Annotated in this window: 28 protein-coding genes; 17 read left to right on the forward strand and 11 right to left on the reverse strand. The window is 70.5% G+C overall.

What is annotated here, in order from left to right:
- Positions 1-154 precede the first annotated feature (154 nt).
- The 3 genes from ACFVWW_RS11825 (at position 155) to ACFVWW_RS11835 (ending at position 2,833) form a co-directional block, all read left to right on the forward strand.
- Positions 155-841, forward strand: a complete 687-nt coding sequence (locus ACFVWW_RS11825; protein ID WP_384179688.1) for a hypothetical protein — start codon at positions 155-157, stop codon at positions 839-841.
- A gap of 94 nt (positions 842-935) precedes the next feature.
- On the forward strand, positions 936-1,478 hold the full coding sequence (locus ACFVWW_RS11830) for a SigE family RNA polymerase sigma factor (protein WP_384179847.1): 543 nt from the start codon (positions 936-938) through the stop codon (positions 1,476-1,478).
- Positions 1,479-1,579: 101 nt separating this feature from the next.
- Positions 1,580-2,833, forward strand: a complete 1,254-nt coding sequence (locus ACFVWW_RS11835; protein ID WP_384179690.1) for a hypothetical protein — start codon at positions 1,580-1,582, stop codon at positions 2,831-2,833.
- A gap of 71 nt (positions 2,834-2,904) precedes the next feature.
- Here ACFVWW_RS11835 and ACFVWW_RS11840 read toward each other — a convergent pair whose 3' ends face one another.
- Positions 2,905-4,620 (reverse strand): bifunctional 3'-5' exonuclease/DNA polymerase, encoded by a 1,716-nt coding sequence (locus tag ACFVWW_RS11840; RefSeq protein WP_386877352.1) that lies wholly within the window; start codon positions 4,618-4,620, stop codon positions 2,905-2,907.
- 186 nt (positions 4,621-4,806) lie between these two features.
- Between ACFVWW_RS11840 and ACFVWW_RS11845 the strand changes: the two genes are divergently transcribed.
- The gene (locus tag ACFVWW_RS11845) at positions 4,807-5,718 is read left to right on the forward strand and encodes an NADP-dependent oxidoreductase (protein WP_384332427.1); all 912 of its coding nucleotides are present in this window, start codon (positions 4,807-4,809) and stop codon (positions 5,716-5,718) included.
- A gap of 84 nt (positions 5,719-5,802) precedes the next feature.
- On the opposite strand, the gene ACFVWW_RS11850 is transcribed toward ACFVWW_RS11845, so the two are convergent.
- Positions 5,803-6,363, reverse strand: coding sequence for a sugar O-acetyltransferase (locus ACFVWW_RS11850; protein WP_386877353.1), 561 nt, complete (start codon positions 6,361-6,363; stop codon positions 5,803-5,805).
- 193 nt (positions 6,364-6,556) lie between these two features.
- Here ACFVWW_RS11850 and ACFVWW_RS11855 point away from each other — a divergent pair, with 193 nt between their 5' ends.
- Entirely contained in the window at positions 6,557-7,777 is a 1,221-nt protein-coding gene (locus ACFVWW_RS11855) for a DUF2786 domain-containing protein (protein WP_386877354.1), read from the forward strand.
- 103 nt (positions 7,778-7,880) lie between these two features.
- Here ACFVWW_RS11855 and ACFVWW_RS11860 read toward each other — a convergent pair whose 3' ends face one another.
- The 3 genes from ACFVWW_RS11860 to ACFVWW_RS11870 are packed head-to-tail and all read right to left on the reverse strand — an operon-like array spanning position 7,881 to position 8,916.
- Positions 7,881-8,393: a hypothetical protein gene (locus tag ACFVWW_RS11860; RefSeq protein ID WP_384179699.1), complete on the reverse strand. Its 513-nt coding sequence runs from the start codon at positions 8,391-8,393 to the stop codon at positions 7,881-7,883.
- A gap of 38 nt (positions 8,394-8,431) precedes the next feature.
- Positions 8,432-8,737 (reverse strand): 30S ribosomal protein S14, encoded by a 306-nt coding sequence (gene rpsN / locus ACFVWW_RS11865; RefSeq protein WP_386877355.1) that lies wholly within the window; start codon positions 8,735-8,737, stop codon positions 8,432-8,434.
- Positions 8,737-8,916: a bL28 family ribosomal protein gene (locus ACFVWW_RS11870; RefSeq protein WP_384332415.1), complete on the reverse strand. Its 180-nt coding sequence runs from the start codon at positions 8,914-8,916 to the stop codon at positions 8,737-8,739. Before ACFVWW_RS11870 ends, rpsN begins: the two co-directional genes overlap by 1 nt.
- Between ACFVWW_RS11870 and rpmG the strand changes: the two genes are divergently transcribed.
- The 4 genes from rpmG (at position 8,915) to ACFVWW_RS11890 (ending at position 11,174) form a co-directional block, all read left to right on the forward strand.
- Positions 8,915-9,079, forward strand: a complete 165-nt coding sequence (gene rpmG, locus ACFVWW_RS11875; protein ID WP_384332412.1) for a 50S ribosomal protein L33 — start codon at positions 8,915-8,917, stop codon at positions 9,077-9,079. The genes ACFVWW_RS11870 and rpmG overlap by 2 nt on opposite strands.
- A gap of 60 nt (positions 9,080-9,139) precedes the next feature.
- Positions 9,140-9,397: a type B 50S ribosomal protein L31 gene (locus tag ACFVWW_RS11880; RefSeq protein ID WP_384332409.1), complete on the forward strand. Its 258-nt coding sequence runs from the start codon at positions 9,140-9,142 to the stop codon at positions 9,395-9,397.
- Positions 9,397-10,626: a CobW family GTP-binding protein gene (locus ACFVWW_RS11885; RefSeq protein ID WP_384332406.1), complete on the forward strand. Its 1,230-nt coding sequence runs from the start codon at positions 9,397-9,399 to the stop codon at positions 10,624-10,626. Before ACFVWW_RS11880 ends, ACFVWW_RS11885 begins: the two co-directional genes overlap by 1 nt.
- A 305-nt stretch (positions 10,627-10,931) precedes the next feature.
- Positions 10,932-11,174: a DUF397 domain-containing protein gene (locus ACFVWW_RS11890; RefSeq protein WP_384179711.1), complete on the forward strand. Its 243-nt coding sequence runs from the start codon at positions 10,932-10,934 to the stop codon at positions 11,172-11,174.
- Between the two features lie 169 nt (positions 11,175-11,343).
- Here ACFVWW_RS11890 and ACFVWW_RS11895 read toward each other — a convergent pair whose 3' ends face one another.
- Positions 11,344-11,838, reverse strand: coding sequence for an ATP-binding protein (locus ACFVWW_RS11895; RefSeq protein WP_386877356.1), 495 nt, complete (start codon positions 11,836-11,838; stop codon positions 11,344-11,346).
- Between the two features lie 315 nt (positions 11,839-12,153).
- Between ACFVWW_RS11895 and ACFVWW_RS11900 the strand changes: the two genes are divergently transcribed.
- The 5 genes from ACFVWW_RS11900 to ACFVWW_RS11920 all read left to right on the forward strand — a co-directional run bounded on the left by ACFVWW_RS11900 (position 12,154) and on the right by ACFVWW_RS11920 (position 17,219).
- Complete coding sequence (locus tag ACFVWW_RS11900) at positions 12,154-13,035, forward strand: helix-turn-helix domain-containing protein (protein ID WP_384179715.1); 882 nt, start codon at positions 12,154-12,156, stop codon at positions 13,033-13,035.
- Between the two features lie 54 nt (positions 13,036-13,089).
- A complete protein-coding gene (locus ACFVWW_RS11905; RefSeq protein WP_384332400.1) occupies positions 13,090-14,556 on the forward strand; it encodes an aldehyde dehydrogenase family protein in 1,467 nt (488 codons plus the stop codon).
- Positions 14,557-14,659: 103 nt separating this feature from the next.
- Complete coding sequence (locus tag ACFVWW_RS11910; RefSeq protein ID WP_384332397.1) at positions 14,660-15,301, forward strand: PadR family transcriptional regulator; 642 nt, start codon at positions 14,660-14,662, stop codon at positions 15,299-15,301.
- A gap of 92 nt (positions 15,302-15,393) precedes the next feature.
- The gene (locus ACFVWW_RS11915) at positions 15,394-16,383 is read left to right on the forward strand and encodes an ATP-binding cassette domain-containing protein (RefSeq protein ID WP_384179721.1); all 990 of its coding nucleotides are present in this window, start codon (positions 15,394-15,396) and stop codon (positions 16,381-16,383) included.
- On the forward strand, positions 16,380-17,219 hold the full coding sequence (locus ACFVWW_RS11920; RefSeq protein WP_384332394.1) for an ABC transporter permease: 840 nt from the start codon (positions 16,380-16,382) through the stop codon (positions 17,217-17,219). The genes ACFVWW_RS11915 and ACFVWW_RS11920 overlap by 4 nt, the downstream gene beginning before the upstream one ends.
- A 239-nt stretch (positions 17,220-17,458) precedes the next feature.
- On the opposite strand, the gene ACFVWW_RS11925 is transcribed toward ACFVWW_RS11920, so the two are convergent.
- From ACFVWW_RS11925 to ACFVWW_RS11935, 3 genes are all read right to left on the reverse strand, one after another.
- Positions 17,459-18,907: a glutamate decarboxylase gene (locus tag ACFVWW_RS11925; protein WP_386877357.1), complete on the reverse strand. Its 1,449-nt coding sequence runs from the start codon at positions 18,905-18,907 to the stop codon at positions 17,459-17,461.
- A 209-nt stretch (positions 18,908-19,116) separates the two neighbouring features.
- The gene (locus tag ACFVWW_RS11930) at positions 19,117-20,391 is read right to left on the reverse strand and encodes an ion channel protein (RefSeq protein WP_386877358.1); all 1,275 of its coding nucleotides are present in this window, start codon (positions 20,389-20,391) and stop codon (positions 19,117-19,119) included.
- Positions 20,392-20,483: 92 nt separating this feature from the next.
- On the reverse strand, positions 20,484-20,849 hold the full coding sequence (locus ACFVWW_RS11935; protein ID WP_384179729.1) for a YbjQ family protein: 366 nt from the start codon (positions 20,847-20,849) through the stop codon (positions 20,484-20,486).
- 174 nt (positions 20,850-21,023) lie between these two features.
- Here ACFVWW_RS11935 and ACFVWW_RS11940 point away from each other — a divergent pair, with 174 nt between their 5' ends.
- Positions 21,024-21,743: a DedA family protein gene (locus ACFVWW_RS11940; RefSeq protein WP_386877359.1), complete on the forward strand. Its 720-nt coding sequence runs from the start codon at positions 21,024-21,026 to the stop codon at positions 21,741-21,743.
- 22 nt (positions 21,744-21,765) lie between these two features.
- Here ACFVWW_RS11940 and ACFVWW_RS11945 read toward each other — a convergent pair whose 3' ends face one another.
- Positions 21,766-23,454: a threonine/serine exporter ThrE family protein gene (locus ACFVWW_RS11945; protein ID WP_384332642.1), complete on the reverse strand. Its 1,689-nt coding sequence runs from the start codon at positions 23,452-23,454 to the stop codon at positions 21,766-21,768.
- Between the two features lie 203 nt (positions 23,455-23,657).
- Positions 23,658-24,152: an inorganic diphosphatase gene (locus tag ACFVWW_RS11950; RefSeq protein WP_003968257.1), complete on the reverse strand. Its 495-nt coding sequence runs from the start codon at positions 24,150-24,152 to the stop codon at positions 23,658-23,660.
- 174 nt (positions 24,153-24,326) lie between these two features.
- On the opposite strand from ACFVWW_RS11950, the gene dacB reads away from it, so the two are divergent.
- Both dacB and ACFVWW_RS11960 read left to right on the forward strand, forming a co-directional pair.
- Positions 24,327-25,706 (forward strand): D-alanyl-D-alanine carboxypeptidase/D-alanyl-D-alanine-endopeptidase, encoded by a 1,380-nt coding sequence (gene dacB, locus ACFVWW_RS11955; RefSeq protein WP_386877360.1) that lies wholly within the window; start codon positions 24,327-24,329, stop codon positions 25,704-25,706.
- A 146-nt stretch (positions 25,707-25,852) separates the two neighbouring features.
- Positions 25,853-26,983, forward strand: coding sequence for a zinc-dependent metalloprotease (locus tag ACFVWW_RS11960; RefSeq protein WP_384179737.1), 1,131 nt, complete (start codon positions 25,853-25,855; stop codon positions 26,981-26,983).
- Positions 26,984-26,998 lie beyond the last annotated feature (15 nt).

Genomic DNA, 26,998 nt, shown 5'->3' on the forward strand with positions numbered 1-26,998 from the left:
AGTTTGGCACGGGTACGGCAATGTCTGCCGGTCATGGGCCACATCATCCGCCCGACTTCCCCGCCCGGAGATCAAGGTCGAAAACCGAGGCCCCCGGTACTTCGGCGACGCGCCGGACCTGGTCGGAGGGTGTGATCGGGAAGAATTGGCCGCCATGCGGAAGAACAGATCCAAGGCGCTCACGCTGGCGGGCATCCTGCTGATCACCAATGTCGTCCTGGTGACGGTGCTGATCAGTAGCCACGCCTCGTCCGAGGGGGATGCCTCGGTGGGCAGGGCCGTGCCCAAAGGTGCGACCGCCGAGCTTCCCGCGCTCACGGGTGGCGCTGTCCTGGCGGCGAACCGGTGGCCGGACGCGTGCTCGCTCGTGAGCCGCGAGGAGATCGAGGCGATCTTCCCCGGCGCCAAGGACATCACCGAGGAGCGCCGCCGGATCTACACCCCTTCGATCAAGGAGTTCGGCGCGGACTCCTCGTGGCGGGAGAGCGACAGATCCGAGGCCGGCCAGTGCCTCTACAGCATGCGGCTGCCGGGCGAGAAGAACCCCGCCACCCAGTTCTGGTTGCGCATCGAGGCCGTGGCCGATCCTGAGCTGATCGCCCGTTACTACGAGCGCTTCGCATCGGGGGGCGACCCCAGGAAGGGGGCGATGGGAGCGGATCGGTGTGTCGTCGCCGGGACGGCCGAGGGGAGCTGGATCTGCCACAAGGGGCCGCTGTTGTTCACCGTGGGCGGGCAGACCACCGTGGCGTTCGACGGTGAGGAGGCGCCGGCCCCCTGGACCTGGCGGGACAACGTGCTCCCCGAGTTCGTCAGGACCATCGCCTCGAAGATCAAATAAAGCTGACTGAAACATTTCCGCCCGCCCAGCGCGTCAGTGGGGTGTAGGGGTGAGGAGCCGGCGGGGCGGGGCGGACGGGGAAACCATGGCGCGCATGGGGCTGATGGGGCGTACGGGCAGGGAGGGGTCGCGAGCATCCAGAACGGATGACTTCAGGGAGTTCGCGGTCGGCCGTACGAACCATCTCTTCCGCTCCGCATGCCTGCTGACCAGCGGCGATACCCATCTCGCCGAGGATCTGGTGCAGGAGACGCTCGGCCGGATGTACGCGCTGTGGGGACGCGTCTCCCGGATCGGGAACCCCGCGGGGTACGCCCAGACCGTGCTGGTCCGCACCTTTCTCACCCATCAGCGGCGGCGCTCCGCCACCGAACGGCCCCTCGGGGAACTTCCCGATTCGGCCCCGTACTCGGGCGACGATCCCGCCCTGCGCATCGCGCTTCTCGATGCGCTCGGGCAGTTGGCGCCCAAGGACCGGGCGGTGGTGGTGCTGCGGTACTGGGAGGACCGCAGCATCGAGGAGACCGCCGACGCGATGAACGTCAGTTCCGCCGCCGTACGTACCAGGTCGGTGCGGGCGCTCGCGAAGCTGCGCGCGCAACTGGGCGGCCAGTTCGCCGAGTTCGCCGGCCGCTGAAGCCCTGGGCTGAGGTTGTGCGTCGAGGTCGTGCGCTGAGGCCGCGAGGCGGAGCCATCAGATCAATTCTGTCCGATAAATGATCAGAAAGTGAGGTAAACATGCTCCTGGACAAGCCAGGCGAAGAGCCCTTCGAGGACGAACTCGGCGAGGTGCTGCGCCGCGCCGGGGACTTCTTCGAACCCATGGACCGGGGCGAACTGGTGGACGGCGCGGTGGCCCGCGGCCGCCGTCGGCTGGCCCGGCGGCGCGCCGCAGCGGTGACGGGGAGCGTGCTCGCCCTGGCCGCCGTGGGGATCGGCGGTGCGTACGGCGGCGGACTGCTGGGTGCTTCGGGCGACGGCGAATCGTCGGTGGCCGCGCCCACATGGTCGGTTACCGGTGGCGCGGACGGCGTCGTCACGGACAAGGACATGATCGGGATTCTGGAGCGGTTGGTCCCCGTCGGAGAGCTGATCGACACTCAGGCACGCGGAACCCATGAACGGGGCGGCCCGAGCGTGTCGGGGGTCATCGACGACGGAATGGGCAGAGCCGCCGTGTCGGTCGGTCTGTTCCGCGTGAGCGGCGCGGAGGCGACCGGTCAGGTGACCTGTCCTGACAAGGCCCTCGTCTCCTACGAGAGCTGCACCGGCACCACGCTGGCCGACGGCTCACGGCTCATGATCTACCAGGGGTACGCGTACCCGGACCGACCCCAGGACACCAGGAGCCGGCGGGCCGTGCTGTCCACGGCCGACGGGTTTCTGATCGACGCCCATGTGTACAACGCCCCGATGGTGAGGGGCAGCACGCCGTCCCGTACCGATCCGCCGCTGGATCCGCAGCAGTTGAAGGAGCTGGTGACATCGGACGCGTGGCGCAGGCCGCTGAGCCAGCTGCCGACGACCCGGCCCGGAGAGGACCGCACCGGAAAGGAGGGCGGCGGTGCGGGCATCGTGAGCGGCTGGGATGTCCGCAACGCGTTGGTCTCCCTGCTTCCCTCCGGACTGAAGGTGAGCGGTGAGGGCTACCAGGAGGAGTACGCGTACGTCGTGGTGGACGACGGCCGGGGCCGGAGCCTCGTCCAGATCAATGTGCAGCCCGGTATGTCCGCCGATGTGATCTTCGGGGAGGACGCCACCACCCTGCCGGACCGTACGAAGCTGAAAACGGAGAAGGGGCCGGGCGAGAAGGGCGGTAAGGGCGTGGTGATGTGGACCGTCGACACCGTGCGGCCGGACGGACTGCGTGTCGTGATCTCCGCCTTCAACTCCGGCACACAGCACGGCGCGGCCACCCGCGAAACCCCCGCGCTGACCATGGAGCAGCTCACCTCGATCGCGACCAGCGAGCGGTGGCTGTCCTACTCGTAGTCGTCCTGTTCGTGGCCGTCCTGCTCGAAGCCGCCCTGCTCGTAGTCCGGCCCGGCCGGCGGGGGCCGTGGTCACTTCGCGTCGGAGTACCGCTCCACCGTCGCCGTCGTGAAAGGAAACCGCACCGGTGTCTCCCCGAAAGTGATCCGCCCGGCCAGCTCCCCAGCCGCGCGGATCGCCTTCGTCACGTCCCCGGTCTCTTGCTCGGGACAGTGCACGATCACCTCGTCGTGCTGGAAGAAGACCAGCTCCGCCCGCATCCCCGCGGTCGCCTGCCGCAGCGCGGCCAGCATCACCAAGGCCCAGTCGGCCGCGCTGCCCTGGACGACGAAGTTCCGCGTGAAACGGCCGCGGGCTCGGTCGTTCGACGACGCGTAGCCAGGGGTGAACTCACCGCCGGAGGTGGACGACCCGTCCATCGCCTGATCCGTCCCGGCCGGCGACTCCTGCGGAATCCCGGGCTCGCCGTCGTCCTCGTCCTCGGCCGCCCGCGGACTGGTGCGCCCCAGCCACGTCCGTACGAGCCTGCCCTCCTCGCCCGCCCGTGCGGCGTCGTCCACATACGCGACGGCCAGCGGGAATCTCCGGCGCAGCGCCGCCAGATTCTTCAGCCCGTCGCCGGACGTCTGACCGTAGATCGCCCCCAGCAGTGCGATCTTCGCGTGCTCGCGGTCACCGGAGAACGCCCGGTCGGACAGTGCCGTGTACAGATCGCCGTCGTGTCCGGCCACTTCCATCAGCCCGGGGTCGCGGGAGATCGCGGCCAGCACCCGTGGCTCCATCTGATCGGCGTCCGCCACCACCAGCCGCCAGCCCTCGTCGGCGACGACCGCCCGCCGTATCACCCGGGGGATCTGCAGGGCGCCGCCGCCATTGGTCGTCCAGCGCCCGGAGACCGTACCGCCCGGCTGGTACTCCGGCCGGAACCGTCCCTCCCGCACCCAGTCCTGGAGCCAGCTCCAGCCGTGCGCCGTCCAGATCCGGTACAGCTTCTTGTATGCGATCAGCGGCTCCACCGCCGGATGGCCGATCTCCGCCAGCTCCCAGCGCCGGGTCGATTTCACCTTGATGCCGGCCTGCGCGAACGCCTTCATCACATCCGCCGGCAGATCCGGCCGCACCCGTCGCCCGAACGCCTCCGACACCTCGTCCGCCAGCTCGGCCAGCCGTCGTGGTTCGCCCCCGCCCGCGTACCGCTCGCCGAGCAGTTCACGCAGCACCTCCCGGTGCACATCCGCGCGCCACGGCAGCCCGGCGCGGTGCATCTCGGCGGCCACCAGCATTCCCGCCGATTCGGACGCGGTGAGCAGCCGCATCCGTCCGGGGTGCTCGGCGGACGCATGCCGACGCTGCTGCCGCGCGTACACCTCCAGCAGCCCTTCGAACGGCACGTCCGCCCCCGCCTGCGGCTCGAACAGCGAGGACTGCGAGCCCGGCGCCGCCGATCGTGGCGGCGGATCGGGCGGCACCGGCGCGTTCCGCAGCCGGGCCAGGGCCGCGGCGGCCGACCGGGGCTCCCCGAGCCGGCCTTCGTGGCCGAGCAGCAGCAGCTCCGCGACCTCGATGTCGTAGCACCGCTCGATCCGCACCCCCGCCGCGAGCAGTCGCGGATACAGCTCGGCGGTGGAGCGCCACACCCACCGCGCGACGTCCGGCAGCCGCGCCCTGACCGCCCCGACGAGATCGGGCTCCCGCAGCACGGGCCCGGCCGGGTGCCCGTCCGTGCCCAGCGGAGCCAGCAGCGCGCCGCCGCCGTCCGCCGGGGCCAGAGCCCATCGTTCGGTCATGGTGGTGAGTCTGGCAGGAGGGTCTGACAACGGCCCGGCACGCGCCGCTCGCCACCGCTGAGCACAGGCGGCGGCGCGTTCGAAAGGCGGGCCGGGCCCGGCACCGGGAGGATCGAAATCAGAGCCAGGAACGGAGTTCCGGCCGGAGCCCCGGCCTGTCCACCTGTGCACCGTATGGAGGCTGACATGCAAGGCATCGTTTTCGAGGAGTTCGGCGCGGCCGACGTGCTGCACGTCAAGGACGTCGACGAACCGCACGCGGGCCCCGGTGAGGTCCGGGTGGCGGTACGGGCGGCGGGCGTCAATCCGGTGGACTACAAGATCCGTCACGGATGGATGGAGCAGGCGTTCCGCACGCCGCTGCCCGCCGTGCCCGGTCTGGAGTTCGCCGGGGTCGTCGACGAGATCGGTGAGGGAGTCACGGACGTTTCCGTCGGCGACGACGTTCTGGGCTGGACCGCGACCGGTGCCTACGCCCAGTACGCCCTGGCCGAGACGCTCGTACGCAAGCCGGCCGCCCTGGGGTGGGCGGAGGCGGCGGCGATCCCGGTCGCGGGAGAGACGTCCCGGCGGGTGCTCGACCTGCTCGGTCTGCGGGACGGCGAGACCCTGCTGGTGCACGGCGCGGCGGGCGCGGTCGGTTCGGTCGCCACCCAGCTCGCGGTGGCCCGCGGCGCGACCGTGATCGGCACGGCGTCCCCGGCCAACCACGAGTACGTACGCTCGCTGGGCGCGATCCCCGTGGCGTACGGAGACGGTCTCGTCGAACGCGTCCGCGCTGCCGCGCCCCAGGGCGTGGACGCGGTCTTCGACGTGGCGGGCAAGGGCGCGCTGCCCGACTCGATCGAGCTGCGCGGCGGTACGACGGACCGGATCGTCACCATCGCCGACCCGAAGGCCGCGGAGTACGGGGTGACCTTCTCGGGCGGCGGCGCGTCGGACGGGAAGCGCTCCGGCCTGGCCGAGAACGTCCGTCTGGCCGGGGAGGGCGCGCTGCGGCTGCGGGTCGCGCGGACGTTCCCGCTCGCGGACGCGGCGAAGGCGCAGGAGGCGAGCGAGGGCGGCCACGCGAGTGGAAAGCTGGTGATCACCCCTTGATACGGCGGTCACCCTTGATGCGGTGATCACCCCTCGACGTGGTGATCACCCCTTGATACGGCCCTCCTGGGGGCGGTGACGTCCTCAGCCCGCCGGCTCGCGGATCACCCGCGCGGGATTTCCCACCGCCAGTACGCCCGCCGGAAGGTCCTTCGTCACGACCGATCCCGCGCCGACCACGGTGTTCTCGCCGATCGTCACTCCGGGGCAGACGATCACCCCGCCGCCCAGCCAGACGTTGTCGCCGATCGTCACCGGGAGGGCCTTCTCCCAGCCCGCGCGACGGCGTTCCGTGTCGAGTTCGTGGGCGGGGGTAAGGAGCTGGACGTTCGGGCCGATCTGGACGTCGGAACCGATGGTGATCGGCGCCGCGTCGAGGAAGACCGCGTTGAAGTTGATGAAGGTACGGGCGCCGATACTGATGTAGCTGCCGTAGTCGCAGAGGAACGGCGCGCGGATGCGGACGTCCTCACCGACCGACCCGAGCAGCTCTGCCAGGATCTTGGCGCGGTCGGCCGGCGCGGCGCCGCCGTCCGCGTTGTACGCCGCGCAGAGCGCGATCCGGCGCTCGGTGTCCGTGCCCAGTTCCTCGTCGTCCGGGAGGTACCACTCCCCGGCCAGCATGCGCCGTTTGTTCTCGCCCATGGATGTCCTTCCGTCTCCTCCGCCAACGACAGCAACGGTAAGTCCACTGTCCACACCCTGTGGACAGTAAATGGGCGGCCACCCCTCGGGGACGGTGCGGACCTCCCGTACGGACCTGCGACCATCGAGGACGCGCCGGGGAGCAGGTCCGAGGAGGCACAGGCATGGTCATAGAGCACACGCGGGCTGCGGCATGAGTGACGCGGGCGCCACGGACTCCGGCGCGCGTACCGTCGAGCGGGCCCTCGCCGCCGTGCTTTCCACGACCAGCAGCGAAGGGCTCGACACAGGTGCGTCCCTGCTCGCCGCCGATCCGACGGCCGATGGAGAACTGCGACGGCGCGGTGAACAGTTCGTACGGCTCGCCTGGGAGCGCGGCTGGCAGCCGGCCGATGTCGTACGCCTCGTCCGCCGGGACCTCGACGAGCCGCATGTGCGGCTCGTCACTGAGCTGATCACGGCGGAGGCGCGGCGGTACGAGCGGCTGACGCCCCGCTGGGCCGCCCAGCTCACGGAGCTCGACCCGGAGCCGGACGCGGAGCTGAAGCCTTACCGGGCCGACCGCTTCTCGTACGCCACCGCCGTACTGGAGCTGTATCTGCTCCTCGTCCGGCTGCCCGCGATCGAGCCGGTGGGGCCGGTGCCCGGTACGCCCGTACATCTGCCCCCCGCGGACGGCGAGCCGCGCATGCTCACCCGGATCCGGGCGCTCCTCGCCAAGGCGGAAGCGACCGGTTATCCGCAGGAGGCGGAGGCGCTCACCGCCAAGGCGCAGGAGCTGATGGCGCGGCACAGCATCGACGAGGCGCTGCTCGCCGACCGGACCCACCGGGGTGATGTGCCCGGCGCGTGCCGGATCGGGGTGGACGCTCCGTACGAGACGGCGAAGGCGATGCTGCTCGATGCCGTCGCGTCCGCGAACCGCTGCCGCGCGGTGTGGAACAGCGCGTACGGCTTCTCGACGGTCGTCGGCTTCGAACCCGATCTGGAGGCGGTCGAACTGCTCCACACCTCCCTGCTGGTGCAGGGCACTGCGGCGATGACGCGCGCGGAGGCCGCGCAGCGAGCGGCGGGGCGCAAGCGGACGAAGACGTTTCGCCAGTCGTTCCTGATGGCGTACGCCCACCGCATCGGCGAACGCCTGGCGATGGCGACGGAGCAGGCGACGGAGCAGGCGACAGGGCAGGCGGACGCGGCGGCGAACGGCGGAGGCCTGTTGCCCGTCCTCGCGGCGCGGGACGTGGCGGTGGCGGACCGTGCGGACCGGATGTTCCCCGAGACGGTGGCGACAAGAGTGCGCGGGGTGACGGACGCCGAGGGCTGGACCCATGGCACCTCGGCGGCGGACGCGGCGCACGTGCCCGGCGGTGGGGGCGCGCGGGACCGCCGGGGCCGGATCCGCCCCGCGCGCTGAGCGCGGCGCCCGCGCGAGGCGGATCCGCCCGCTCTCCCGCCCGCTCCGCCCACGTCAGGGCCGGGCCCGTCCGCCGGCCTGTCAGGACGTCACCGGGACATCATCAAGACGTCGGAAGGCTCGTCGGCAGCCCGCCGGGCAGCTTGCCGTCCTCGGCCTTCGCCAACGTGTCCTTCTTGCCCGCGTCCCAGGAGATCACCAGGGTCTTGCCGTCGTTCGACTCGATCGTCCCCATGGTGCGGTCGGTGTTGCCGTCGGCGCACTTGAGGGAGAGCATCGGCTCGCCCATGTCCTCGACCGTGCCCTGGCAGACATGCTGGTCGGCGACGAGAGCCACCTTGCCGGCCTTGACGGACAGCGCGACGGCCTTCCCGTCGGACAGCCCGGCCCACGTTCCCTCGATGCTGCCGCCCGACGCGTCTCCGCCGGAGCCCGAGTCCGAACCGGCGTCCGAACCGGAACCCGCGTCACCGCTGGCCGTCCCGCTCGACGCGGCGGCGCCGCCCTTGTCCTTGCCCGAGTCGCTACCGCTGTCGCTGTCGCCGCCACAGCCCGTGAGGACGAGTGCGGCGGCCAGCCCGGCCGCGGCGACGCTGGTTCGTATGAGCTTGTGCACGGTCAAGTCCCCCTGGTCGGTTGCCGGACCGCGCCAAGCTACCAGGAGGACTTGCGCACCCCGGGAAGGAATCCGGCATGGGCCTGCTCGCGCAGCCGGACCCTCGACAACCCGAACTTCCTGAGGTGTCCGCGCGGCCGTCCGTCCACGCTGTCCCGGTTCCTCACGCGCGTGGCGCTCGCGTCGCGGGGCTGACGTCGCAACTCCTCCCGCGCCGCGATTCTTTGATCTTCGGGGGTGCCGGGGCGGCGCAGGAGCTCCTTCAGTTCGGCGCGGCGCACCGCGTACCACTCGACGATCTCCTTGCGCCGCTCATTGCGGACGATCTTGCTCTTCTTGGCCATCAGACCTTCACCCCGCGCGCACGGATCCGGGCGACGGCGGCCTCGATGCCGATGGTGTCGACGGTCTTGATCGCCTTCGCGCTGAGCGTGAGCCGGACATGCCTGCCCTCGCTCGCCAGCCAGTAGCGCTTGCGCTGGACTTTTTGGAAATGGAAACCATTTCCATATACTAACCCCATGGCTCGCAACGAACTACGCCCGATCATCAAGCTCCGGTCCACGGCGGGGACCGGCTACACGTACGTGACCCGCAAGAACCGCCGGAACGACCCCGACCGCATGACGCTCCGCAAGTACGACCCGGTCGTCGGCCGGCACGTCGTCTTCCGCGAAGAGCGCTGACCGGCGGAAGAGAAGAACAGACAAGAGCAGACCAGAACAGAAGAGGACAGAGAGAACGAGATGAAGCCCTCGATCCACCCCGCGTACCAGCCCGTCGTCTTCCGCGACAAGGCCGCCGGCTTCGCGTTCCTGACTCGCTCGACCGCCACCGGCGTGAAGACGATCGAGTGGGAGGACGGCGCCACCTATCCCGTCATCGACGTGGAGATCTCCTCGGCGAGTCACCCCTTCTATACGGGCACCGCCCGCGTCCTGGACACCGCCGGCCGCGTGGAGCGCTTCGAGCGCCGCTACGGCCGCCGGCCCGAGGCCCGTTGATGGCCGGCCGGGACGACTCGTACGACTCGTACGACTCGTACGGCAAGGACTCGTACGACGGGCGTGCGTACGACACCGACGGCAGGCTCGCCGTCGCGATCGTCTGCGGGCTGCACGCCGACGCCCGCCGGGCTGCCGTGCGGCAGCTGCTCGCCACCGTGCCCGGCAGCGTCGCGCTCCACCACGACCTGTCGACGGCCGGGCGCGGCACCGTCGTACGCACGGTCCGCGACGCCACCGGGCCGCTCTCCCGTGGCGAGGCGCCGCTGGTCAACGACTGCGCCTGCTGCGCGCTGCGCGAAGACCTCGTACCCGAGCTGGAACGGCTCGCGGACGGCGGGCCGACCCGGCTCGCGATCGTCGAGCTGTGGGACTCGGTCGAACCCCGGGCGGTGGCCGAGGCCGTCGCGGCGCACGGCGAGCGCCTGGTCGTCACGTCGGTGCTGACCGCCGTCGACCCGGCGCTGCTGCTGCCGTACCTCGGCAACGGTGACGATCTGTCGGCCGCCGGGCTCGCGGCCGCCGCCTCCGACCGGCGGACGATCGCCGACACCTGGGCGCGGCAGCTGGAGTACGCGCCGGTGCTCGCCGTGGCCGACAGCCCGCTCGCGGACGACGAGGACCGCGCGCTGCTGGCCCAGCTGCACCCGACCGCACGGCAGGTACGGATCGACGGCGGCGCGGCGTCCGCCGGGGAACTGGCCGCCGCCGCGCTCGCCGGCTTCGACGTCGACGAGGCCGCCGCCCGTCAGCACCCGGCCTGCGCCCTGCTGCCGCAGGAGGCGGACGCATGCGGAGTCGGTACGTACGTCTGGCACCGCGCCCGTCCCTTCCATCCGGAGCGGCTCTATCGGGCGCTGGAGGACCTGACCTGCGCCGCGGCCCGCAGCCGAGGCCGATTCTGGCTCGCCGACCGTCCCGACACCCTGCTGGCCTGGGACGCGGCGGGCGGCGCGCTCTGCGTGGAGAGCGCGGGACCGTGGCTGGCATCGCTGCCGGACGCCGCCTGGGAGACGGTCCCGCCGCTGCGCCGGGTCGCCGTCGCCCTGGACTGGCACCCGGAACACGGCGACCGCTGCCAGCACCTCGTCTTCACCTCGCCGGGCCTCGACCGGGAGCAGATCGAGCTGCTGCTCGACTCCTGTCTGCTGACCGACGCCGAGTACGCCGCGGGCCGCCTGGCATGGAAGCGCCTTCCGCCCGCCTTCGACTCCCTCCTGGAGGCCTGATGCCCACCCGCCGTGGGGAGCGCCGGCCACGGAGACCGAGCCGGCCGCGTCGGCTGAGACGATCAAGAGCAGGCCCCCGTTGTGGAGGACTGGACCAATTCTTGGACACTGTGGAGCCAGATGGCCGCGGAATGCGTCTCTTCCTGTAGCGAGGGGGAGCCGACCCGTTCGGCCGGGTCCAGTTGAGCGTCTGTAACCAAGGGAACACCCCGCGTGCACGTGCATATGCTCATGCATCAGCACGTGAAACACAGCTATGATCCGGGAAAGTTGACACCTGCACCTTGCAACTCGGGGAGCGACCTGTGCACCACGTGTACAACGGCATAACGGCCACAGAGCTTCACGGAGTTGTCTGGCAGAAGAGCAGGCACAGCAACTCCCAGGGATCCTGCGTGGAGTTCGCCAAGCTGCCGGGCGGGGAGGTGGCGGTACGGAACTCACGCCACCCCGACGGACCCGCGCTGGTGTACACCCCCGCCGAGATAGAGGCCCTGCTGCTGGGCGTCAAGGACGGGGAGTTCGATCATCTGACGGCGGGCGGCTGAGCGCCGAGCGAACAGATTCAGCCGCCTCGCTCGGCCTCAGTAGGGGGTCGGCCGCCGGACCGACCCCACCGCACCCATCAGTTCCGGCCAATCTCCACGAGCTCATGGCCGGTTAGGTACACACCAATCGGCGCCCTCGCCGCTCGGCACTGACCGGTAACGGCGAGATTCAGTCACCCGGCAACTGGAACAGCGCCCAGACCACTTTGCCGTTCAGCGACCCCGCCAGCGGGTGCCAGCCCCAGGTGTCGCTGAACGAGTCCACCAGGAACAGCCCGCGGCCGGACTCCGCCGCGCAGTTCTCGTCCTTCTCCCGCGCCTCAGGGCTCGCATGGCTGGGATCCCGTACCGCGCACACCAGCCGCGACGTCCACCGCATCAGATGCAGCCGTACGGGATGGTCCTGCGGCTCCCGCGGCGTGTCGCCGGGCAGAGCGTGCCGCAGCGCGTTGGTGACGAGTTCGGAGACGACCAGCGCGACATCGTCGAAGCGGTCGCTCAGCTCCCATTGTCCCAGCGTGGTCCGGGTGAACTGGCGTGCCCCGCGCACCGCCTCGTAGCGGGGAGGCAACGCGCACGACGCCGAGCTGGCGGCCCCTGCGGGATCGATGGGGGGAAGCCCCTGCCTTAACGGCTCGAGCATGGTCGATCCATTCGTCCCCATGCGAGGCACTCCCGGGATTCGCGGCCGTAGCGATACTGCGGTGGTCCAGCGTCACAACACGTCAATCACGAACGAGCACGCAGGTGCGCGGGGACCATGGTTCCGAATGCGTACGGCAGATGCAAGGGCAGATGCACGTGCACGTGCCAGTCCTGTCCCGTACCGTGCTGGTTCCCTCCCATTTCTCCCTGTGACCAGTTTCGCCCTCTCCGCAAAGCCTTCTTATTTCCGTAATCGAATGAGTACGGGCTGAAGCGTTTTGGTGGCAGAATCCGGCACTTGGGGTTCGGGGGTGCTCCTGGAAAACCACATGTGATGGGGAGGGTTGGAGACGTGACCGCAGCCGAATCGGGCGGTTCCGTGGTGCGGCGCATCCTGCTGGGCTCACAGCTGAGGCGGCTGCGCGAGACGCGCGGCATCACACGTGAAGCCGCCGGCTACTCGATCCGCGCATCCGAGTCCAAGATCAGCCGTATGGAGTTGGGACGGGTGAGCTTCAAGGCCAGAGACATCGAGGACCTGCTGACCCTCTACGGTGTCGCCGACGAAGGCGAACGCGGGGCCCTTCTCGGCCTCGCCCGTGAGGCCAATGTCGCGGGTTGGTGGCACAGCTACGGCGATGTGCTGCCCGGCTGGTTCCAGACCTACATCGGTCTCGAAGGTGCCGCCTCGCTGATCCGTATCTACGAAGTGCAGTTCGTGCACGGTCTGTTGCAGACCGAGGCGTACGCGCACGCCGTCGTCACCCGGGGCATTCCGGACGCGCACCACTCCGAGGTCGACCGCCGTGTCGCCCTCCGGCTGGAGCGGCAGAAGGTCCTCGTGTCCGAGCGGGCGCCCCGCTTCCACGCGATCCTCGACGAGGCGGCGCTGCGCCGCCCGTACGGCGAGCGCTCGGTGATGCAGGGCCAGTTGAGGCATCTGATCGAGATCTCGGAGCAGCCGAACATCACCCTCCAGGTGATGCCGTTCAGCTTCGGCGGCCATGCCGGCGAGAGCGGCGCCTTCACCATGCTGAGCTTCCCCGAGTCGGATCTCTCCGACGTCGTCTATCTGGAGCAGCTGACCAGTGCGCTGTATCTGGACAAGCGCGAGGAGGTCGCCCAGTACGAACGGGTGATGGCGCGACTACAGGAGGACAGCCCGGGACCGGAGGAGAGCCGAGATGTCCTCCGTGGACTGCTCCAACTGATCTGAGGCATCAGTACGATGACAACACATCAGGAGTTTGCACCTGCAGTAAGGGATCGCATGTCCTACTTCACCGACCTGGCCCACCAGTACATCGATGGCGAGTGGCGGACCGGCAGCGGCTCGTGGGACATCATCGACTTCAACCCGTACAACGGGGAGAAGCTCGCCGCCATCACGATCGCCACGGCCGCGGAGGTCGACGAGGCGTACCGCGCGGCGGAGCGTGCCCAGCGGACCTGGGCCGAGACGAATCCGTACACCCGCAGGCTGGTCTTCGAGCGCGTGCTCAGGCTGGTCGAGGAGCGCAAGGACGACATCGTCGAGGCGATCATCGACGAGCTGGGTGGTACGCGGCTCAAGGCGGTGTACGAGGTCCGGGCCGCGCAGGAGTTCCTGCGCGAGGCGATACAGCTGGCGGTGCGCCCCGAAGGCCGGATCCTGCCCTCCCCGGTGGATGGCAGGGAGAACCGCGTCTACCGACTGCCGGTCGGCGTCATCGGCGTGATCAGTCCATTCAACTACCCCTTCCTGGTGACGATCAAGTCGGTGGCGCCCGCGCTGGCGCTCGGCAATGCCGTCGTGGTCAAGCCCAACCAGAACGCGCCCGTCGTCGGCGGCGGGCTCATAGCCAAGCTCTTCGAGGACGCGGAGCTGCCGGCCGGACTGCTCAACGTTCTGGTGACGGACGTCGCGGAGATCGGCGACGCGCTGATCGAGCACCCCGTCCCGAAGGTGATCTCGTTCGCGGGCTCCGACCGGGTCGGCCGCCATGTCGGCGCGGTCGCGGGCAGCAATTTCAAGCGGGCCATACTCGAACTGAGCGGCAACAGCGCCCTGGTCGTCCTCGACGATCTCGACGAGGCGGGGATCGACTACGCGGTGGACGCGGCGGTGGCCAGCCGGTTCGTCTATCAGGGCCAGGTCTGTATGGCCGCCAACCGGATCCTGGTGGACCGCAGCATCGAGCGGGAGTTCACCGAGAAGTTCGTGGCGAAGGTGGCGGCCCTCAGGACCGGCGACCCGCGCGATCCGGAGACCCAGATCGGTCCCGTCATCAACACCTTCCAGGCGGACGCCCTGTCGGCGCTGGTGGACCAGGCGCTCGCGGAGGGCGCGACCGCGCTCGTACGGGGCCGTACCCGCGGCAATCTCGTGGAGCCGACGGTGCTGTCGGGGCTGTCGGAGGACTCGCCGCTGATGCAGCAGGAGATCTTCGGGCCGGTGGTGCTGCTGATCCCCTTCGACGGGGAGGACGAGGCGGTACGGCTCACGAACAACACGCCGTACGGACTGAGCGGCGCCGTGCACACGTCGAATGTGGAGCGGGGCGTCGCGTTCGCCAAGCAGATCGTCACCGGCATGATGCATGTCAACGACTCGACCGTGCAGGACGAGCCGCTGGTGGCCTTCGGCGGGGAGAAGTTCTCGGGCGTCGGCCGGCTCAACGGCGACTCGACGGTGGAGGCGTTCACGACGCAGAAGTGGATCTCGGTGCAGCACGGCCGTACGGAGTTCCGCTTCTGAGGCCCCGTCGCCGCTGATTCGGCGACGACCGGGGCTGGGACCACACCGGGCCTGGGACCACACCGGAGCTGAGACCGCGCTGCGGGGGTCCTAACCTGGAGCAATGTCAGCGATCCGTTTGCTCGTGCTCGGCGCGGTCCGCCAGCACGGGCGGGCCCACGGCTACCAGGTCCGCAACGACCTGGAGTACTGGGGCGCCCACGAGTGGTCCCACGCCAAGCCCGGCTCGATCTATCACGCCCTGAAGCAGATGGCGAAGCAGGGCGTGCTGCTGGCGCACGAGGTCGCGCCGAGCACGGCGGGCGGGCCGCCGCGGACCGAGTACGAGATCACGGACGCGGGCCGCGAGGAGTACTTCAAACTGCTGCGTGGGTCGCTGACCGCGTACGACCAGAAGATGGACGTGCTCTCGGCGGCGCTCGGCTTCATCGTCGACCTGCCGCGCGCCGAGGCCGTGGACCTGCTCAAGGAGCGGGTGCGCACGATCGAGGCCTGGCGGGCCTCGGTCACTGAGCACTACGTACCGGAAGAGGGCCCGGAGCAGCTCGGCCACATCGGCGAGATCATGAACCTGTGGGTCCACTCGGCGGACGCGGGGGCGGAGTGGACGCGGGGCCTGATCAAGCGGATCGAGGGCGGGGCGTACACCTTCTCCGGGGAGGGCGAGCCCTTCGTGGGAGTGCTCGCCGAGGGCGAGGAGAACCCGTACGCGACAGGGATCCCCGATGACGGAGATCGCTACTAATCAAGTTTGACCAATTGCGGGGCCAAGGCTATTCTTCCGGCCATGTAGTCAAGTTTGACTACATGGGTCGTCGGCGGCCGGAGGAGAAGGCATTGAGTGACGCGACGGACGCGATCGTGGCGGAGGGCGTACGCAAGCGGTACGGCGGGAAGCGGGCCCTGGACGGGTTCGATCTGACGGTGGAACGCGGCACGGTGCACGGAGTGCTCGGGCCGAACGGCGCGGGCAAGACCACGGCGGTACGGGTCCTGACCACGCTGCTGCGGCCCGACGAGGGGCTGGTGCGGGTGGCCGGCTTCGACGTACGGACGCGGGCCGGCGAGGTACGGCGGCGGATCGGGCTGCTGGGCCAGCACGCGGCGCTCGACGAGGATCTCAGCGGCCGGCAGAACCTGGAGATGTTCGGACGGCTCTACCACCTCGGCGCGCGGCGCGCGGGGGTCCGGGCGGACGAACTGCTGGAGCGGTTCGGCCTGCTGGACACCGGGCGCAAGGCCGTGAAGCAGTACAGCGGCGGAATGCGGCGCCGGCTCGACCTGGCGGCGTCCCTGATCACCGATCCCGAGGTGCTCTTCCTGGACGAGCCCACGACCGGGCTCGATCCGCGCGGCCGGGCGGAAGTATGGAGCGCGGTGCGCTCGCTGGTCGGCGGCGGGACGACCGTACTGCTGACGACGCAGTATCTGGAGGAGGCCGACCAACTGGCCGGCCGGATCTCGCTGGTGGACAGCGGCCGGGTCATCGCGGAGGGCACGCCGGACGCACTCAAGGCCAGGATCGGCGGCGACCGGATCGATGTCGTCCTGCGCGACGCGGACCGGCTGGCGGACGGGGCGCGGGTGCTGGCGGAAGCGGCCGGTCCGTACACCGTCAGCACGGATATGGACCGGCGGCTGCTCAGCGCGCCGGTGACGGACCGGATGGCGGCACTCACCGAGACGGTACGGGCGCTGCACGCGGAGGGGATCGAGGCGGAGGACATCGCGCTGCGCGGGCCGACGCTGGACGAGGTGTTCCTCCGGCTCACCGGTGAGGAACGGGACGGCTCCGCCCGTCACGAGCGGCGAGGGGTGTCCGCATGACGCTCGTGAACGGTACGGCGCCGGCGCCAGGGCCCACGGTCGGCAGCGGCACCGGCGGCCTCGGCTGGGCGCTCGCCGACTCCTGGACCATGACCCGGCGCGAACTCGCCCGCTGGGCGCGGCAGCCGGTCCAGGTCGTCGTCGGCCTGGTCTTCCCGGTGATGTTGCTGCTGATGTTCGGCTATCTGATCGGCGGCGGACGGGGGATCGCCGGGGAGTACGTCGAATTCCTCGTCCCTGGCATGCTCGCCCTGACCATGGCCTTCGGTCTCGAGTCGACGATGCTCGCCGTCACCCAGGACCTGAACAAGGGCGTCGTCGACCGCTTCCGCTCGATGCCCATGGCGTCGTCCGCGGTCCTGGTGGGGCGGAGCGTCGCGGACATGTTCCAGTCGGCGCTGAGCCTGGTGGTGCTGATCGGCGTCGGGTACGCGATCGGCTGGCGGTGGCACGACGGTCCCGCGGCTTTCCTCGGCGCGGTCGGACTGCTGCTCCTGTTCCGGTTCGCGATGCTCTGGCTCGGCATCCAGCTGGCGATGGTGGCGGGCCGTCCCGAGATGGTGCAGGCGGTGCAGATCCTGGTCTGGCCGATCGGCTTCCTCTCCAACGCGTTCGCGACGCCGGAGTCCATGCCGGGGTGGCTGGGCGCGGTCGTGGAGTGGAACCCGATGTCGGCGACGGCCACGGCGGTACGTGACCTGTTCGGCAACCCGGGCGCGGTGGGCGGCTCCTGGGCGGCGGAGCACGCAGGGCTGCTGGCGGTGGTGTGGCCGGTGGTGCTGCTCGCGGTGTTCTTCCCGTTGGCGGTCCGGCGGTTCGCCCGGCTCAGCCACTGAGTGGTGCGCCCGCAAAAACCCCGCCCCGGAGTGGAACCCGGGGCGGGGCAGCGGTGTATCAGAGACAACAGCGTCCGACCGGCCGCCGGGGGGCAGCCGGTCGGACGGTGCGGACGGGACGGCGCGTATTCAGGAGAGCGCGTATGCAGGACAGCGCGTATGCAGGAGAGCGCGGATCGGGGGAGCGGATGAGCAGGGATGAGTACGGGGACGGGTACGGGCGGGGCGCGACGGCGCTCTCAGTGGTGGAAGGCCGTGGCGATCGACCTGTCGCGGTCCAGCGGATGGGCCTGGCGGCGCAGTTCCGGCAGCACCAGCTCCAGGTCGGTCACCAGCAGCGCGGCCAGGTCGGCCGAGAAGCCGTTGCGGCAGACCACCCGCAGGACGGACAGATCCTCGCGGTTGGCGGGGAAGGTGTACGCGGGCACCAGCCAGCCGTGCTCGCGCAGCCGGCGCGAGACGTCGAAGACATCGAAGCTCTTCAGGCCGGGGGCGGTGGTGAAGGCGAACACGGGCAGCTCGTCGCCCCGGGTCAGGAGCCAGAAGTCGCCCATCGCCTCGATCCGTCCCGCCAGCTTCATGGCGATGTCCCGCGCCGTCTGCTGGACGGCCCGGTAGCCGTCCCTGCCCAGCCGCAGGAAGGTGTAGTACTGCGCGACCACCTGCGCGCCCGGCCGGGAGAAGTTCAGCGCGAAGGTGGGCATGTCGCCGCCCAGGTAGTTCACGCGGAAGACCAGCTCCTCGGGGAGCTCGGCGGGCGAGCGCCACAGCGCCCAGCCGACGCCCGGGTAGACCAGCCCGTATTTGTGCCCGGAGGTGTTGATGGAGGAGACGCGCGGGAGCCGGAAGTCCCAGACCAGATCCTCGTCGAGGAAGGGAGCGACCATGGCCCCCGAGGCCCCGTCGACATGGACGGGGATGTCGAGGCCCGTGCGTTCCTGGACGGCGTCCAGCGCCGCGCACAGCTCGGTGACCGGTTCGTACGAGCCGTCGAAGGTGGAGCCGAGCACGGCCACGACCCCGATGGTGTTCTCGTCGCAGAGTTCGGCGGCGGCCTGCGGGTCGAGATGGAAGCGGTCGCCCTCCATGGGCACCGTCCGGGCCTCGACCTCCCAGAAGGCGCAGAACTTCTCCCAGCAGACCTGGACGTTGATGCCCATGACGAGATTCGGCCGGGCGGTCGCCGGATAGCGCGACGCGTTGCGCAGGGCCCAGCGGCGCTTGAGCGCCATTCCGGCGAGCATGCAGGCCTCGCTGGACCCGGTGGTCGAGCAGCCCACGGTCGTCGTCGGGTCGGGGGCGTTCCAGAGGTCGGCGAGCATCGCCACACAGCGCCGCTCCAGCTCGGCGGTGCGCGGGTACTCATCCTTGTCGATCATGTTCTTGTCCCGGCACTCTCCCATCAGCACCCCGGCCTGCGGCTCCATCCAGGTGGTGACGAAGGTGGCGAGGTTGAGGCGGGAGTTGCCGTCGAGCATCAGCTCGTCATGGACCAGCTGATACGCCGTCGCGGGCGGGATCGGGCCGTCGGGGAGCCGCTGCGTGGGCGGGGCGGAGTTCATCTCGCCGACCGGATCGGCCTCCCCGTAGAAGGGGTTGAGTGAGAGTCGGCGCAGCTCGGCCTGGTCGTTCGGGGACGCGTCGGCCGGCCCGCCCGCTCTGCGGTCCCCGCCTCGGTGGAGTGGCATCGGCTTCCCTGTCTTCCGTCGGTGCGCGTCGGACACGACCCGCTCCGCCTTCAGTGACGGGTCTTCGGTCAGCGACGGGTCTTCGGGTCTTCGGGTCTTCCGGCGACGACGATACGGACAAATGCGGCGTTCGGCTCGCCGGGCGGGAGAGGGGGAGCAAGCGGTGCGGTGCCGGTCCGGCGCGGGTGGGACGGCTGTTCGGCGCGGCTTCAGCGCAGGGAGGTGCCGTCCTGGTGAAGCTGCATCTGGGGGCGGCCGGTGACGATCAGCCAGGCCGGGAGCGCGGCCACACAGAGCAGGGGGAGCACATTCACGTCGGCGGCCAGGACCGCCGCCGTGAACAGGCTGAGCCAGCCCTGCCGGGTGAGGGCGAGCAGGACGCCTAGCACCCCGCAGACCACCCCCAGGGTGGGCTGGACGGCCGGGACGAGCGCGTGGGCGCACAGTCCGAGGGCGACCCCGACGAAGACGGCCGGGAAGATCCGCCCGCCCCGGAACCCGCAGGCCGCCGCGGTCGTCATCGCGGCCAGCTTCACCACCGTCATCAGCGCGAACGACCCGGCCGACCAGCCGTCAGGATCGGCGGCCAGCGTCTTCACCTGGTCCAACCCCTTGAAGAGGGTCAGCTGCCCGCCGAGCGTCCCCAGCAGGCCGAGCACCAGCCCGCCCGCGGTCAGGGCCGGCACGGGATGCCCGATGCGCCGGAAGAGGGCGTGCGCGTACGGGAGCGTGTATACGGCGGCCATGCCCAGGGCCGCCGCGACCGGGGCGATCACGAGTGCCGCCAGGAGATCGCCCCAGCTGTTGCCCGGGTACGGCGGCAGGTCGAGATCGAAGGTCGGACGGTCGAGCAGCACCGTGGTGAGGGCGCCCGCGCCGGCCGCGATCAACGGGCCGAACAGCTTGTCCCAGAGCGAGCCGGGGCCCGGTCTGGTGGCAAGGGTCTCGGAGAGGACCAGCGCGGCGGCCACGGGCGTTCCGAACAGCGCCCCGATCGTGCCCGCGGCGGCCAGGGCGACCCAGAGAGCGGCCGGGACGGTGGGCGCCACCTTGCGGCCGAGCCAGTAGGCGAGCGCGATATTGGACGCGGTGATCGGATTCTCCGGGCCGAGGCTCACCCCGCCGGCCAGCGCCAGTCCGGTGACCACCAGCAGCCCCGGTACCACCCCGGCGGGCATCGGCTCGTCGACCAGTCCCGTGGTGGCCGGATCCGGACCCGCGTGTCCGTGCACCTGGCGTACGACGACCCCGACCGCCAGCCCGGTGGCCGTGAGCATGACGATCACCCAGAGCGAGGAGTAGGCACCGATGCCGAGGGCGCCGGGCAGTGTCTTCCAGAGCACGTCCTTGAGCTCGTCCGCGACGGTGCTCACCCCTACGAGCACGAGGGCCGCGGCGACTCCGACCGCCAGGGAGGGCGCGACCAGGGGCAGCAGTGCGCGCGCCGAGAGGGAGAAAGCGGCGGACGGAGGGTCGGTGGCCACGCACTCACCGTAACCGTACAAAAGCGGCACAGGGGTCCGGCGCCGGACCCCCGCCGGGAGTGATCAGGGCCGGCGCCGTCCGCCTCGGCGCGCTACAGCTCGCTGATCACGACGGCCGTGCCGTACGCGCACACTTCCGTCCCCACGTCGGCCGCCTCCGTGACATCGAAGCGCATCATCAGCACGGCGTTGGCGCCGCGTGAGCGCGCCTGCTCGACGAGGCGGCCCATCGCCTGGTTGCGGGTCTCCACGAGTGTCTTCGTGAGCCCCTTGAGCTCGCCGCCGATCATCGACTTCAGCCCGGCGCCGATCTGGCTGCCCAGATGCCGTGAGCGGACCGTGAGACCGAACACCTCGCCGATCACTTTCTGCACCTGATGACCGGGCACGTCGTTCGTCGTGACGACCAGGATGTCGGCCCCGGACCGCTGTCCGCCGCCGTAATCGTCGATGCTCATCTGTGTCCGCCTTCCTCGAAGCCCTTGTGGCCACAGCTTTATGCCGCTATGTCCGATGTGCATTTCGGGGGGCCGGGTGGAACCTGGAGGAGCGGGCAGGCGTTGATAGCTTGTGCGCGGCCGACCACGCCGAATCGACGATCGACCGACTAATGACACAGGAGTCCGGAACCCGTGACCACCCTTGCACTCGGCCCCAGCTGGCTGGACCCGGACTATCTGATCGGAACCTTCGGGCTGATCGGTGTCCTGGTCATCGTCTTCGCCGAGTCCGGCCTTCTCATCGGCTTCTTCCTGCCGGGTGACTCGCTGCTCTTCACCACCGGGCTGCTGGTGACGTCCGGCACCCTGGACACCCCGCTGTGGCTCGTCTGCACCCTGGTGGTGATCGCGGCGATCGTCGGCGACCAGGTCGGCTATCTCTTCGGCCGGAAGGTCGGCCCGTCCCTCTTCAAGCGCCCGGACTCCAAGCTCTTCAAGCAGGAGAATGTCGAGAAGGCGCACGAGTTCTTCGAGAAGTACGGCCCCAAGTCGCTGGTCCTGGCGCGCTTCGTGCCCGTCGTCCGGACGTTCACGCCGATCATCGCCGGTGTGAGCCGGATGAACTACCGCTCGTTCATCATCTTCAACGTCATCGGCGGCACGCTCTGGGGTGCGGGTGTCACGCTGCTGGGGGCCGCGCTCGGCAAGATCGAGTTCGTGCACAAGAACATCGAGATGATCCTGATCGCCATCGTGGTGCTCTCGGTGCTGCCGATCGTGATCGAGTTCATGCGGGCCCGCTCCAAGTCCAAGAAGGCCGGGCGGACGGGCGGCGGCGGTTCCGGTGCGGCCACCACGGAGGACCCGGGCACCCCCGGTACCGGCTCGCGTGGCCGCCACGCCAAGCGCTGAGCCGGGCTAGGTCGGACACGGCCTAGAAGCCGCGCGTCCGCTTGGCCGCGCGGCGGCTCGATGCCCGTCCCGCCCCGGGCACCTTCAGGAACAGCCGGGAGATCTCCCCTCCGAGGTTCACCCCGACGGCGATGGCCAGCGCCAGCGCCGCCGCCTTGGAGAGCGACGCGAGCCCGCGGTCCAGGTTGTTCTGTGCGATGCCCAGCAGTCCGAAGTAGGTCGCGGAGCCCGGCAGCAGCGGCCCGATCGCCGCGGTGACATAGGGCAGCGCGGAGGCGAACTGGTAGCGGGAGAAGAGCTGCCCGAACAGTCCCACCAGCCCGGCCGCGACCGCCGTCGCGGCCACCGGCGAGATGTCGCCCGTGTCGTGCAGCGCCGCGTAGACGACCCACGCGATGCCGCCGTTGAGGGACACCATCAGCACGGTCGAACGTTCCTGCTGGAGCAGGATCGCGAAGGAGAAACTCAGCACCACCGACGCGAGGATCTGCACCACCGGCCGTTCGGCCGTGTGCAGCGCCGCGTCCGGGTTCAGCTGGGCGTCCAGCTGAACCCCCAGATAGAGCACGATCAGCACACCGGTGACGATCGCGATGAAGAAGTACATGACTTCGAGCAGCCGCGCCGACGCGGTGATGTAGTAGCCCGTCAGACCGTCCTGCACCCCCGCCACCAGGGCTCGTCCCGGCAGCAGCGCGAAGAGCCCACCGGTGATCACGGCCGAGGGCCTGCCCTCCCATTCCACGGACGAACTCAGAAGGGTCAGCGCCACCCCCATCCCGGCGGGCGGCATCGCGGCCACCACGAACTGGTAGAACTCCGGCAGGCCGCGGCCCGCGCACAGCCAGGCCAGCCGGTCGCCGAGCATCGCGCCGAGCGCCGCGGCCACGAACACCAGCAGACCACCACCGACCAGTACGGACGCGGCGCCGGCCAGCAGCCCGCTCGACGCGGTCAGCGCCCATCCGGGGTACGGGTGCCGGTTACGGCGGATCTCGGCGAGCCGCCGGTACGCCTCCTCCAGCGTGACGTCCGTGTCCTCGGTGGTGATGTCGTCGATGAGCGTGTAGACGGCGGACAGCCGGGTGTAGTCGGTGCCCCGCCTGCGTACCGTCCGACTGGCCGTCACCGGGTCGTCCACCAGTGAGGGCTGATGGGAGATCGACAGCAGGGTGAAGGTCACGGTCGGCTCGCAGCGGTCCAGTCCGTACGCGCGGCTGACCGCGAACATCGCGGCCTCGACGTCCTCCGCGCCCTCGCCGCCGGCCAGCAGCAGCTCACCGATACGCAGCGTCAGGTCCAGCACGCGGGGCACGGCGGGCCCTTGGTCGTCGTGGCGCTGCACCGTCTCCGGCACGGGGCGCTCGGCGGCCGGCATCCGCAGCAGGGTGCGCATCCGGTCCTGCCAGGGCGCCTCCTTGCTCAGCCTGACCATGGGGATGCCGTGCGCGGGAGTGAAGGCCGGCGGCGCGTGCCGGCCGCCGTAGGATCCCGCCCTACCGCCGGGAAGGCGCCCCGGCAGATCGAAGGCCGAGCCCTCGGGCTCGGCCGCCGCCTCCGTACTCAGCCCGTCGGGAAGCGCGAACTCCGACGTCGGGTGGTCTTCTTCGGGAACCGGCGGCTGCTCCACCCCGTGCGGCGGAGTGAAGGCGCTGTGCGCCTCGTCCGACGGAGGCTTTCGGTCCTCAGGACCGTCCGGCTCGGCCACCACTGTCCACGCCCTCACTCCCTGTCGTATGCGCCGCCGTTCCGTCGTCCCGGCTGTCCCGCGGCCCTCTGATGTTCGTCCCGCTCCGCGTCTGCCCAGTATGGGCACGGACATGGGCGGCGGCACGCGAACGGGCGGCGCACCCCGAGGGGTACGCCGCCCGTCGTCCGTCCGGCTGTCCGCCGGTCACACGGAGGAGTGCGCGGTCAGTGCGCGCCGCCCTGCGCCTCGAGCCGCTTGTACGAGGCCTCGATCTCGGCCTCGGCCTCGGCGCGGCCGACCCAGTCGGCGCCCTCGACGGACTTGCCGGGCTCCAGGTCCTTGTAGACCTCGAAGAAGTGCTGGATCTCCAGGCGGTCGAACTCCGAGACGTGGTGGATGTCGCGCAGGTGCTCCACCCGGGGGTCGGACGCCGGTACACACAGCAGCTTGTCGTCGCCGCCGGCCTCGTCGGTCATCCGGAACATGCCGATGGCACGGCACTTGATGAGGCAGCCCGGGAAGGTCGGCTCGTCCAGGATGACCAGCGCGTCCAGCGGGTCGCCGTCCTCGCCCAGGGTGTTCTCCACGAAGCCGTAGTCGGCCGGGTAGCTGGTCGAGGTGAAGAGACGACGGTCAAGTCGGATCCGACCGGTCTCGTGGTCCACCTCGTACTTGTTCCGCGAACCCTTAGGGATCTCGATGGTGACGTCGAACTCCACGGGTGGCTCCTCCATGATCAACACATAGGTCGGTGGTGCTGCGTCCCCACGGAGGAGGGCTCCCGGACCCCGCCTGACAGGCGGCTATGTGGCCGGGGTGCCATGCTCGCGGCAAGGCGCAGTGATTAAGTGTCCCCCACGCAGCTGTGTGATCGCGAAAGGGGCTGGTCAGCCGTGCTTGAGCCGAAAGTGTGGCAGCTCACGGCGGGTTCCGTCGTTGTCGGCCTGACGCTCGCCGCCGTCGCGGTGGCCGCGGCCGGCCCCTGGGACTCCGGTCAGCGTAAGGCCGAGCGGGAGTGGGCGGTGGCCCAGAGCCGTACGGGTGGCGCAGATCACGGCGTGACCGGATCCCGCACCCCGGCGCCCGCTCCCAGCGCCGCCGGGGTGCTCTCCGCGCTCGGCACCTCCGTCGCCGGCCCCGCGGACCTCAAGGAGAAGCTCGGACCGCTGCTGGACGACCCCGCGCTCGGACGGACGCGTACGGCGTCGGTCGTCGATGTCGCGACCGGCAAGCGGCTGTACGGGAGGGGCGAGGGCACCGCCATGACCCCGGCCTCCACCGTCAAGATCGCGACGATGGTCGCCGCGCTGTCCGCGCTCGGCCCCGACCACCGCATCGCCACCACGGTCGTGGCCACCCCCGACGGACGAAGACTCACCCTGGTCGGCGGCGGGGACGCCACGCTCGACAGGTCGGGGCTGCGGGCCCTGGCCGACGACACCGCCCGCGCGCTGCGCGACCGCGGGGTCACCACGGTCGCGGTCGGCTACGACATCTCCCTCTATTCGGGCCCCCGTGACCACCCCATCGGCGCCAACGACAACATCGCCCCCGTCACCGCCCTGATGGCCGGGCAGAGCCGTCTCGACAAGTCCACCAGCGGGCCCGCGCCGCGCGGCGGCGATCCGGCGGGCGCCGCCGCCCAGGCCTTCGTCGCGCTGTTGGGGGACCGCGGTATCAAGACCTCCGCGGCCCCCGCGGCGGGCAAGCCCGCCAAGGGCTCCAAGCCCCTCGCGAGGACCTTCTCCAAGCCCCTGTCCGCCCTGGTCGAACGGGCGCTGACCGAGAGCGACAACGACATCGCGGAGTCCCTGGCCCGCCAGACGGCTATCGCGGCGGGCGAGCCCGCGAGCTTCGCCGGCGCGGGACGGGCCGTCAGCGCCCAGCTCAAGAAGCTCGAACTGCCGGTCAACGGGGCGCGTTTCGCCGACGGCAGCGGCCTCAACCGGCAGGACAGGGTCAGCGCGTCCCTGCTCACCGCCCTGCTGACCCGCGCCGCCGACCCGGCCCACCCGGAGCTGCGCCCCGTCCTCACCGGACTGCCGGTCGCCGGATTCAGCGGCACCCTCCAGAGCCGGTACGCGGACGCCGCGCCCGCCGCCGGACTCGTCCGGGCGAAGACCGGCACGCTCACCGGGGTGAACACGCTGGCCGGCACGGTGGTCGACGCGGAGGGCCGACTGCTGGCCTTCGCCTTCATGGCGGGCTCCACCCCGGCCCCCGAAGCCGCTCAGCACGCCCTGGACCGGCTTTCCGCCGCCCTGGTCCCCTGACGGCGCAACCTGATCCGGGACCGGTGTCCCGGCCGGTCCCGCGGCCTGATTCCGGGCCGTATCCCCTCCCCTGGGGGACGGGATACGGGAAGAACCGGCCCCTCGACAACTCTCCGTACCCCGGTCCGACCACGTACGGTTGACGCATGACGAGCATCGGTGGTGCCGAGATGGTCGACTGGAATCTCGCGGTGGCGACCGCGACCCGCCTCGTGCGGCCCGGGCCAGAAGTGACCCGCGACGAGGCGCGCGAGATCGTCGCCGAGCTGCGGCGGCATGCCAGGGCCTCGGAGGAGCACGTCCGCGCGTACACGCGGCTGATCCCCGAGGGCCATGAGCCCCCGGACACCCCCGTCCTCGTCGTCGACCGGGCCGGCTGGGTGAAGGCGAATGTCGCCGGATTCCGCGAACTGCTCAAGCCGCTGTTCGAGAAGATGCAGGAACGCCGCTCGGCCACCCCCGGCGGCGCCGTGCTCGGCGCGGTCGGCGGCAAGGTGACCGGCGTGGAGCTGGGCATGCTGCTGTCCTTCATGGCGTCCCGGGTCCTCGGCCAGTACGAGACGTTCGCTCCCGCCACCCGCGATCTCCCGGCGTCCGCGGCCGGCGGCGGCCGGCTCCTCCTCGTCGCCCCCAACATCGTCCATGTCGAACGTGAACTGGACGTCGATCCCCACGACTTCAGGCTCTGGGTCGCGCTCCACGAGGAGACCCACCGCACGCAGTTCACCGGCGTGCCCTGGCTGCGGGACCATCTGCAGGGCGAGATCCAGTCATTCCTGGACGAGACCGAGGTCGACCCGATGACCGTTCTCGAACGGCTCCGCGAGGCCGCCCAGTCCCTCGCGGGCGGCCGCCCCGAGGGCGAGGAGGACGACGGCGGCCGGAGCATCGTCGAGCTGGTGCAGACCCCCGGCCAGCGCGAGATCCTCAGCCGGCTCACCGCCGTGATGTCCCTGCTCGAAGGCCACGCCGACTATGTGATGGACGGCGTCGGGCCACAGGTCGTGCCGACCGTCGCCGAGATCCGGGAGAAGTTCCAGCAGCGCAGGGCCCGCGGCGCCAGCCGTCTCGACCAGGCGCTGCGCAAGCTGCTCGGGCTGGACGCCAAGCTGCGCCAGTACCGGGACGGGGAGCGGTTCGTACGGGCCGTGGTCCAGGACGTCGGCATGGACGGCTTCAACCGGGTCTGGACCTCGCCGAACACCCTCCCCACCAAGGCGGAGATCGCCCAGCCGGCGGACTGGATCGCGAGGGTGCACCGTAAGGCAGATTCCTGAGCTTGATCAGGTTCA

This window comes from Streptomyces sp. NPDC058198 (genome assembly GCF_042882605.1).
Lineage (GTDB): Bacteria > Actinomycetota > Actinomycetes > Streptomycetales > Streptomycetaceae > Streptomyces.

Bases quoted from the DNA above. Each gene is read 5' to 3' on its own strand.
- ACFVWW_RS11880 (WP_384332409.1), top strand. From the start codon at position 9,140: ATGAAGCCCTCGATCCACCCCGCGTACCAGCCCGTCGTCTTCCGCGAC.
- ACFVWW_RS11885 (WP_384332406.1), top strand. From the start codon at position 9,397: ATGGCCGGCCGGGACGACTCGTACGACTCGTACGACTCGTACGGCAAG.
- ACFVWW_RS11900 (WP_384179715.1), top strand. From the start codon at position 12,154: ATGGGGAGGGTTGGAGACGTGACCGCAGCCGAATCGGGCGGTTCCGTG.
- rpmG (WP_384332412.1), top strand. From the start codon at position 8,915: ATGGCTCGCAACGAACTACGCCCGATCATCAAGCTCCGGTCCACGGCG.
- ACFVWW_RS11960 (WP_384179737.1), top strand. From the start codon at position 25,853: ATGACGAGCATCGGTGGTGCCGAGATGGTCGACTGGAATCTCGCGGTG.
- ACFVWW_RS11905 (WP_384332400.1), top strand. From the start codon at position 13,090: ATGTCCTACTTCACCGACCTGGCCCACCAGTACATCGATGGCGAGTGG.
- rpsN (WP_386877355.1), bottom strand. From the start codon at position 8,737: ATGGCCAAGAAGAGCAAGATCGTCCGCAATGAGCGGCGCAAGGAGATC.
- ACFVWW_RS11870 (WP_384332415.1), bottom strand. From the start codon at position 8,916: ATGGGGTTAGTATATGGAAATGGTTTCCATTTCCAAAAAGTCCAGCGC.
- ACFVWW_RS11935 (WP_384179729.1), bottom strand. From the start codon at position 20,849: ATGAGCATCGACGATTACGGCGGCGGACAGCGGTCCGGGGCCGACATC.
- ACFVWW_RS11830 (WP_384179847.1), top strand. From the start codon at position 936: ATGGGGCTGATGGGGCGTACGGGCAGGGAGGGGTCGCGAGCATCCAGA.
- ACFVWW_RS11925 (WP_386877357.1), bottom strand. From the start codon at position 18,907: ATGCCACTCCACCGAGGCGGGGACCGCAGAGCGGGCGGGCCGGCCGAC.
- ACFVWW_RS11845 (WP_384332427.1), top strand. From the start codon at position 4,807: ATGCAAGGCATCGTTTTCGAGGAGTTCGGCGCGGCCGACGTGCTGCAC.
- ACFVWW_RS11895 (WP_386877356.1), bottom strand. From the start codon at position 11,838: ATGGGGACGAATGGATCGACCATGCTCGAGCCGTTAAGGCAGGGGCTT.
- ACFVWW_RS11835 (WP_384179690.1), top strand. From the start codon at position 1,580: ATGCTCCTGGACAAGCCAGGCGAAGAGCCCTTCGAGGACGAACTCGGC.
- ACFVWW_RS11840 (WP_386877352.1), bottom strand. From the start codon at position 4,620: ATGACCGAACGATGGGCTCTGGCCCCGGCGGACGGCGGCGGCGCGCTG.
- ACFVWW_RS11850 (WP_386877353.1), bottom strand. From the start codon at position 6,363: ATGGGCGAGAACAAACGGCGCATGCTGGCCGGGGAGTGGTACCTCCCG.
- ACFVWW_RS11855 (WP_386877354.1), top strand. From the start codon at position 6,557: ATGAGTGACGCGGGCGCCACGGACTCCGGCGCGCGTACCGTCGAGCGG.
- ACFVWW_RS11825 (WP_384179688.1), top strand. From the start codon at position 155: ATGCGGAAGAACAGATCCAAGGCGCTCACGCTGGCGGGCATCCTGCTG.
- ACFVWW_RS11920 (WP_384332394.1), top strand. From the start codon at position 16,380: ATGACGCTCGTGAACGGTACGGCGCCGGCGCCAGGGCCCACGGTCGGC.
- ACFVWW_RS11910 (WP_384332397.1), top strand. From the start codon at position 14,660: ATGTCAGCGATCCGTTTGCTCGTGCTCGGCGCGGTCCGCCAGCACGGG.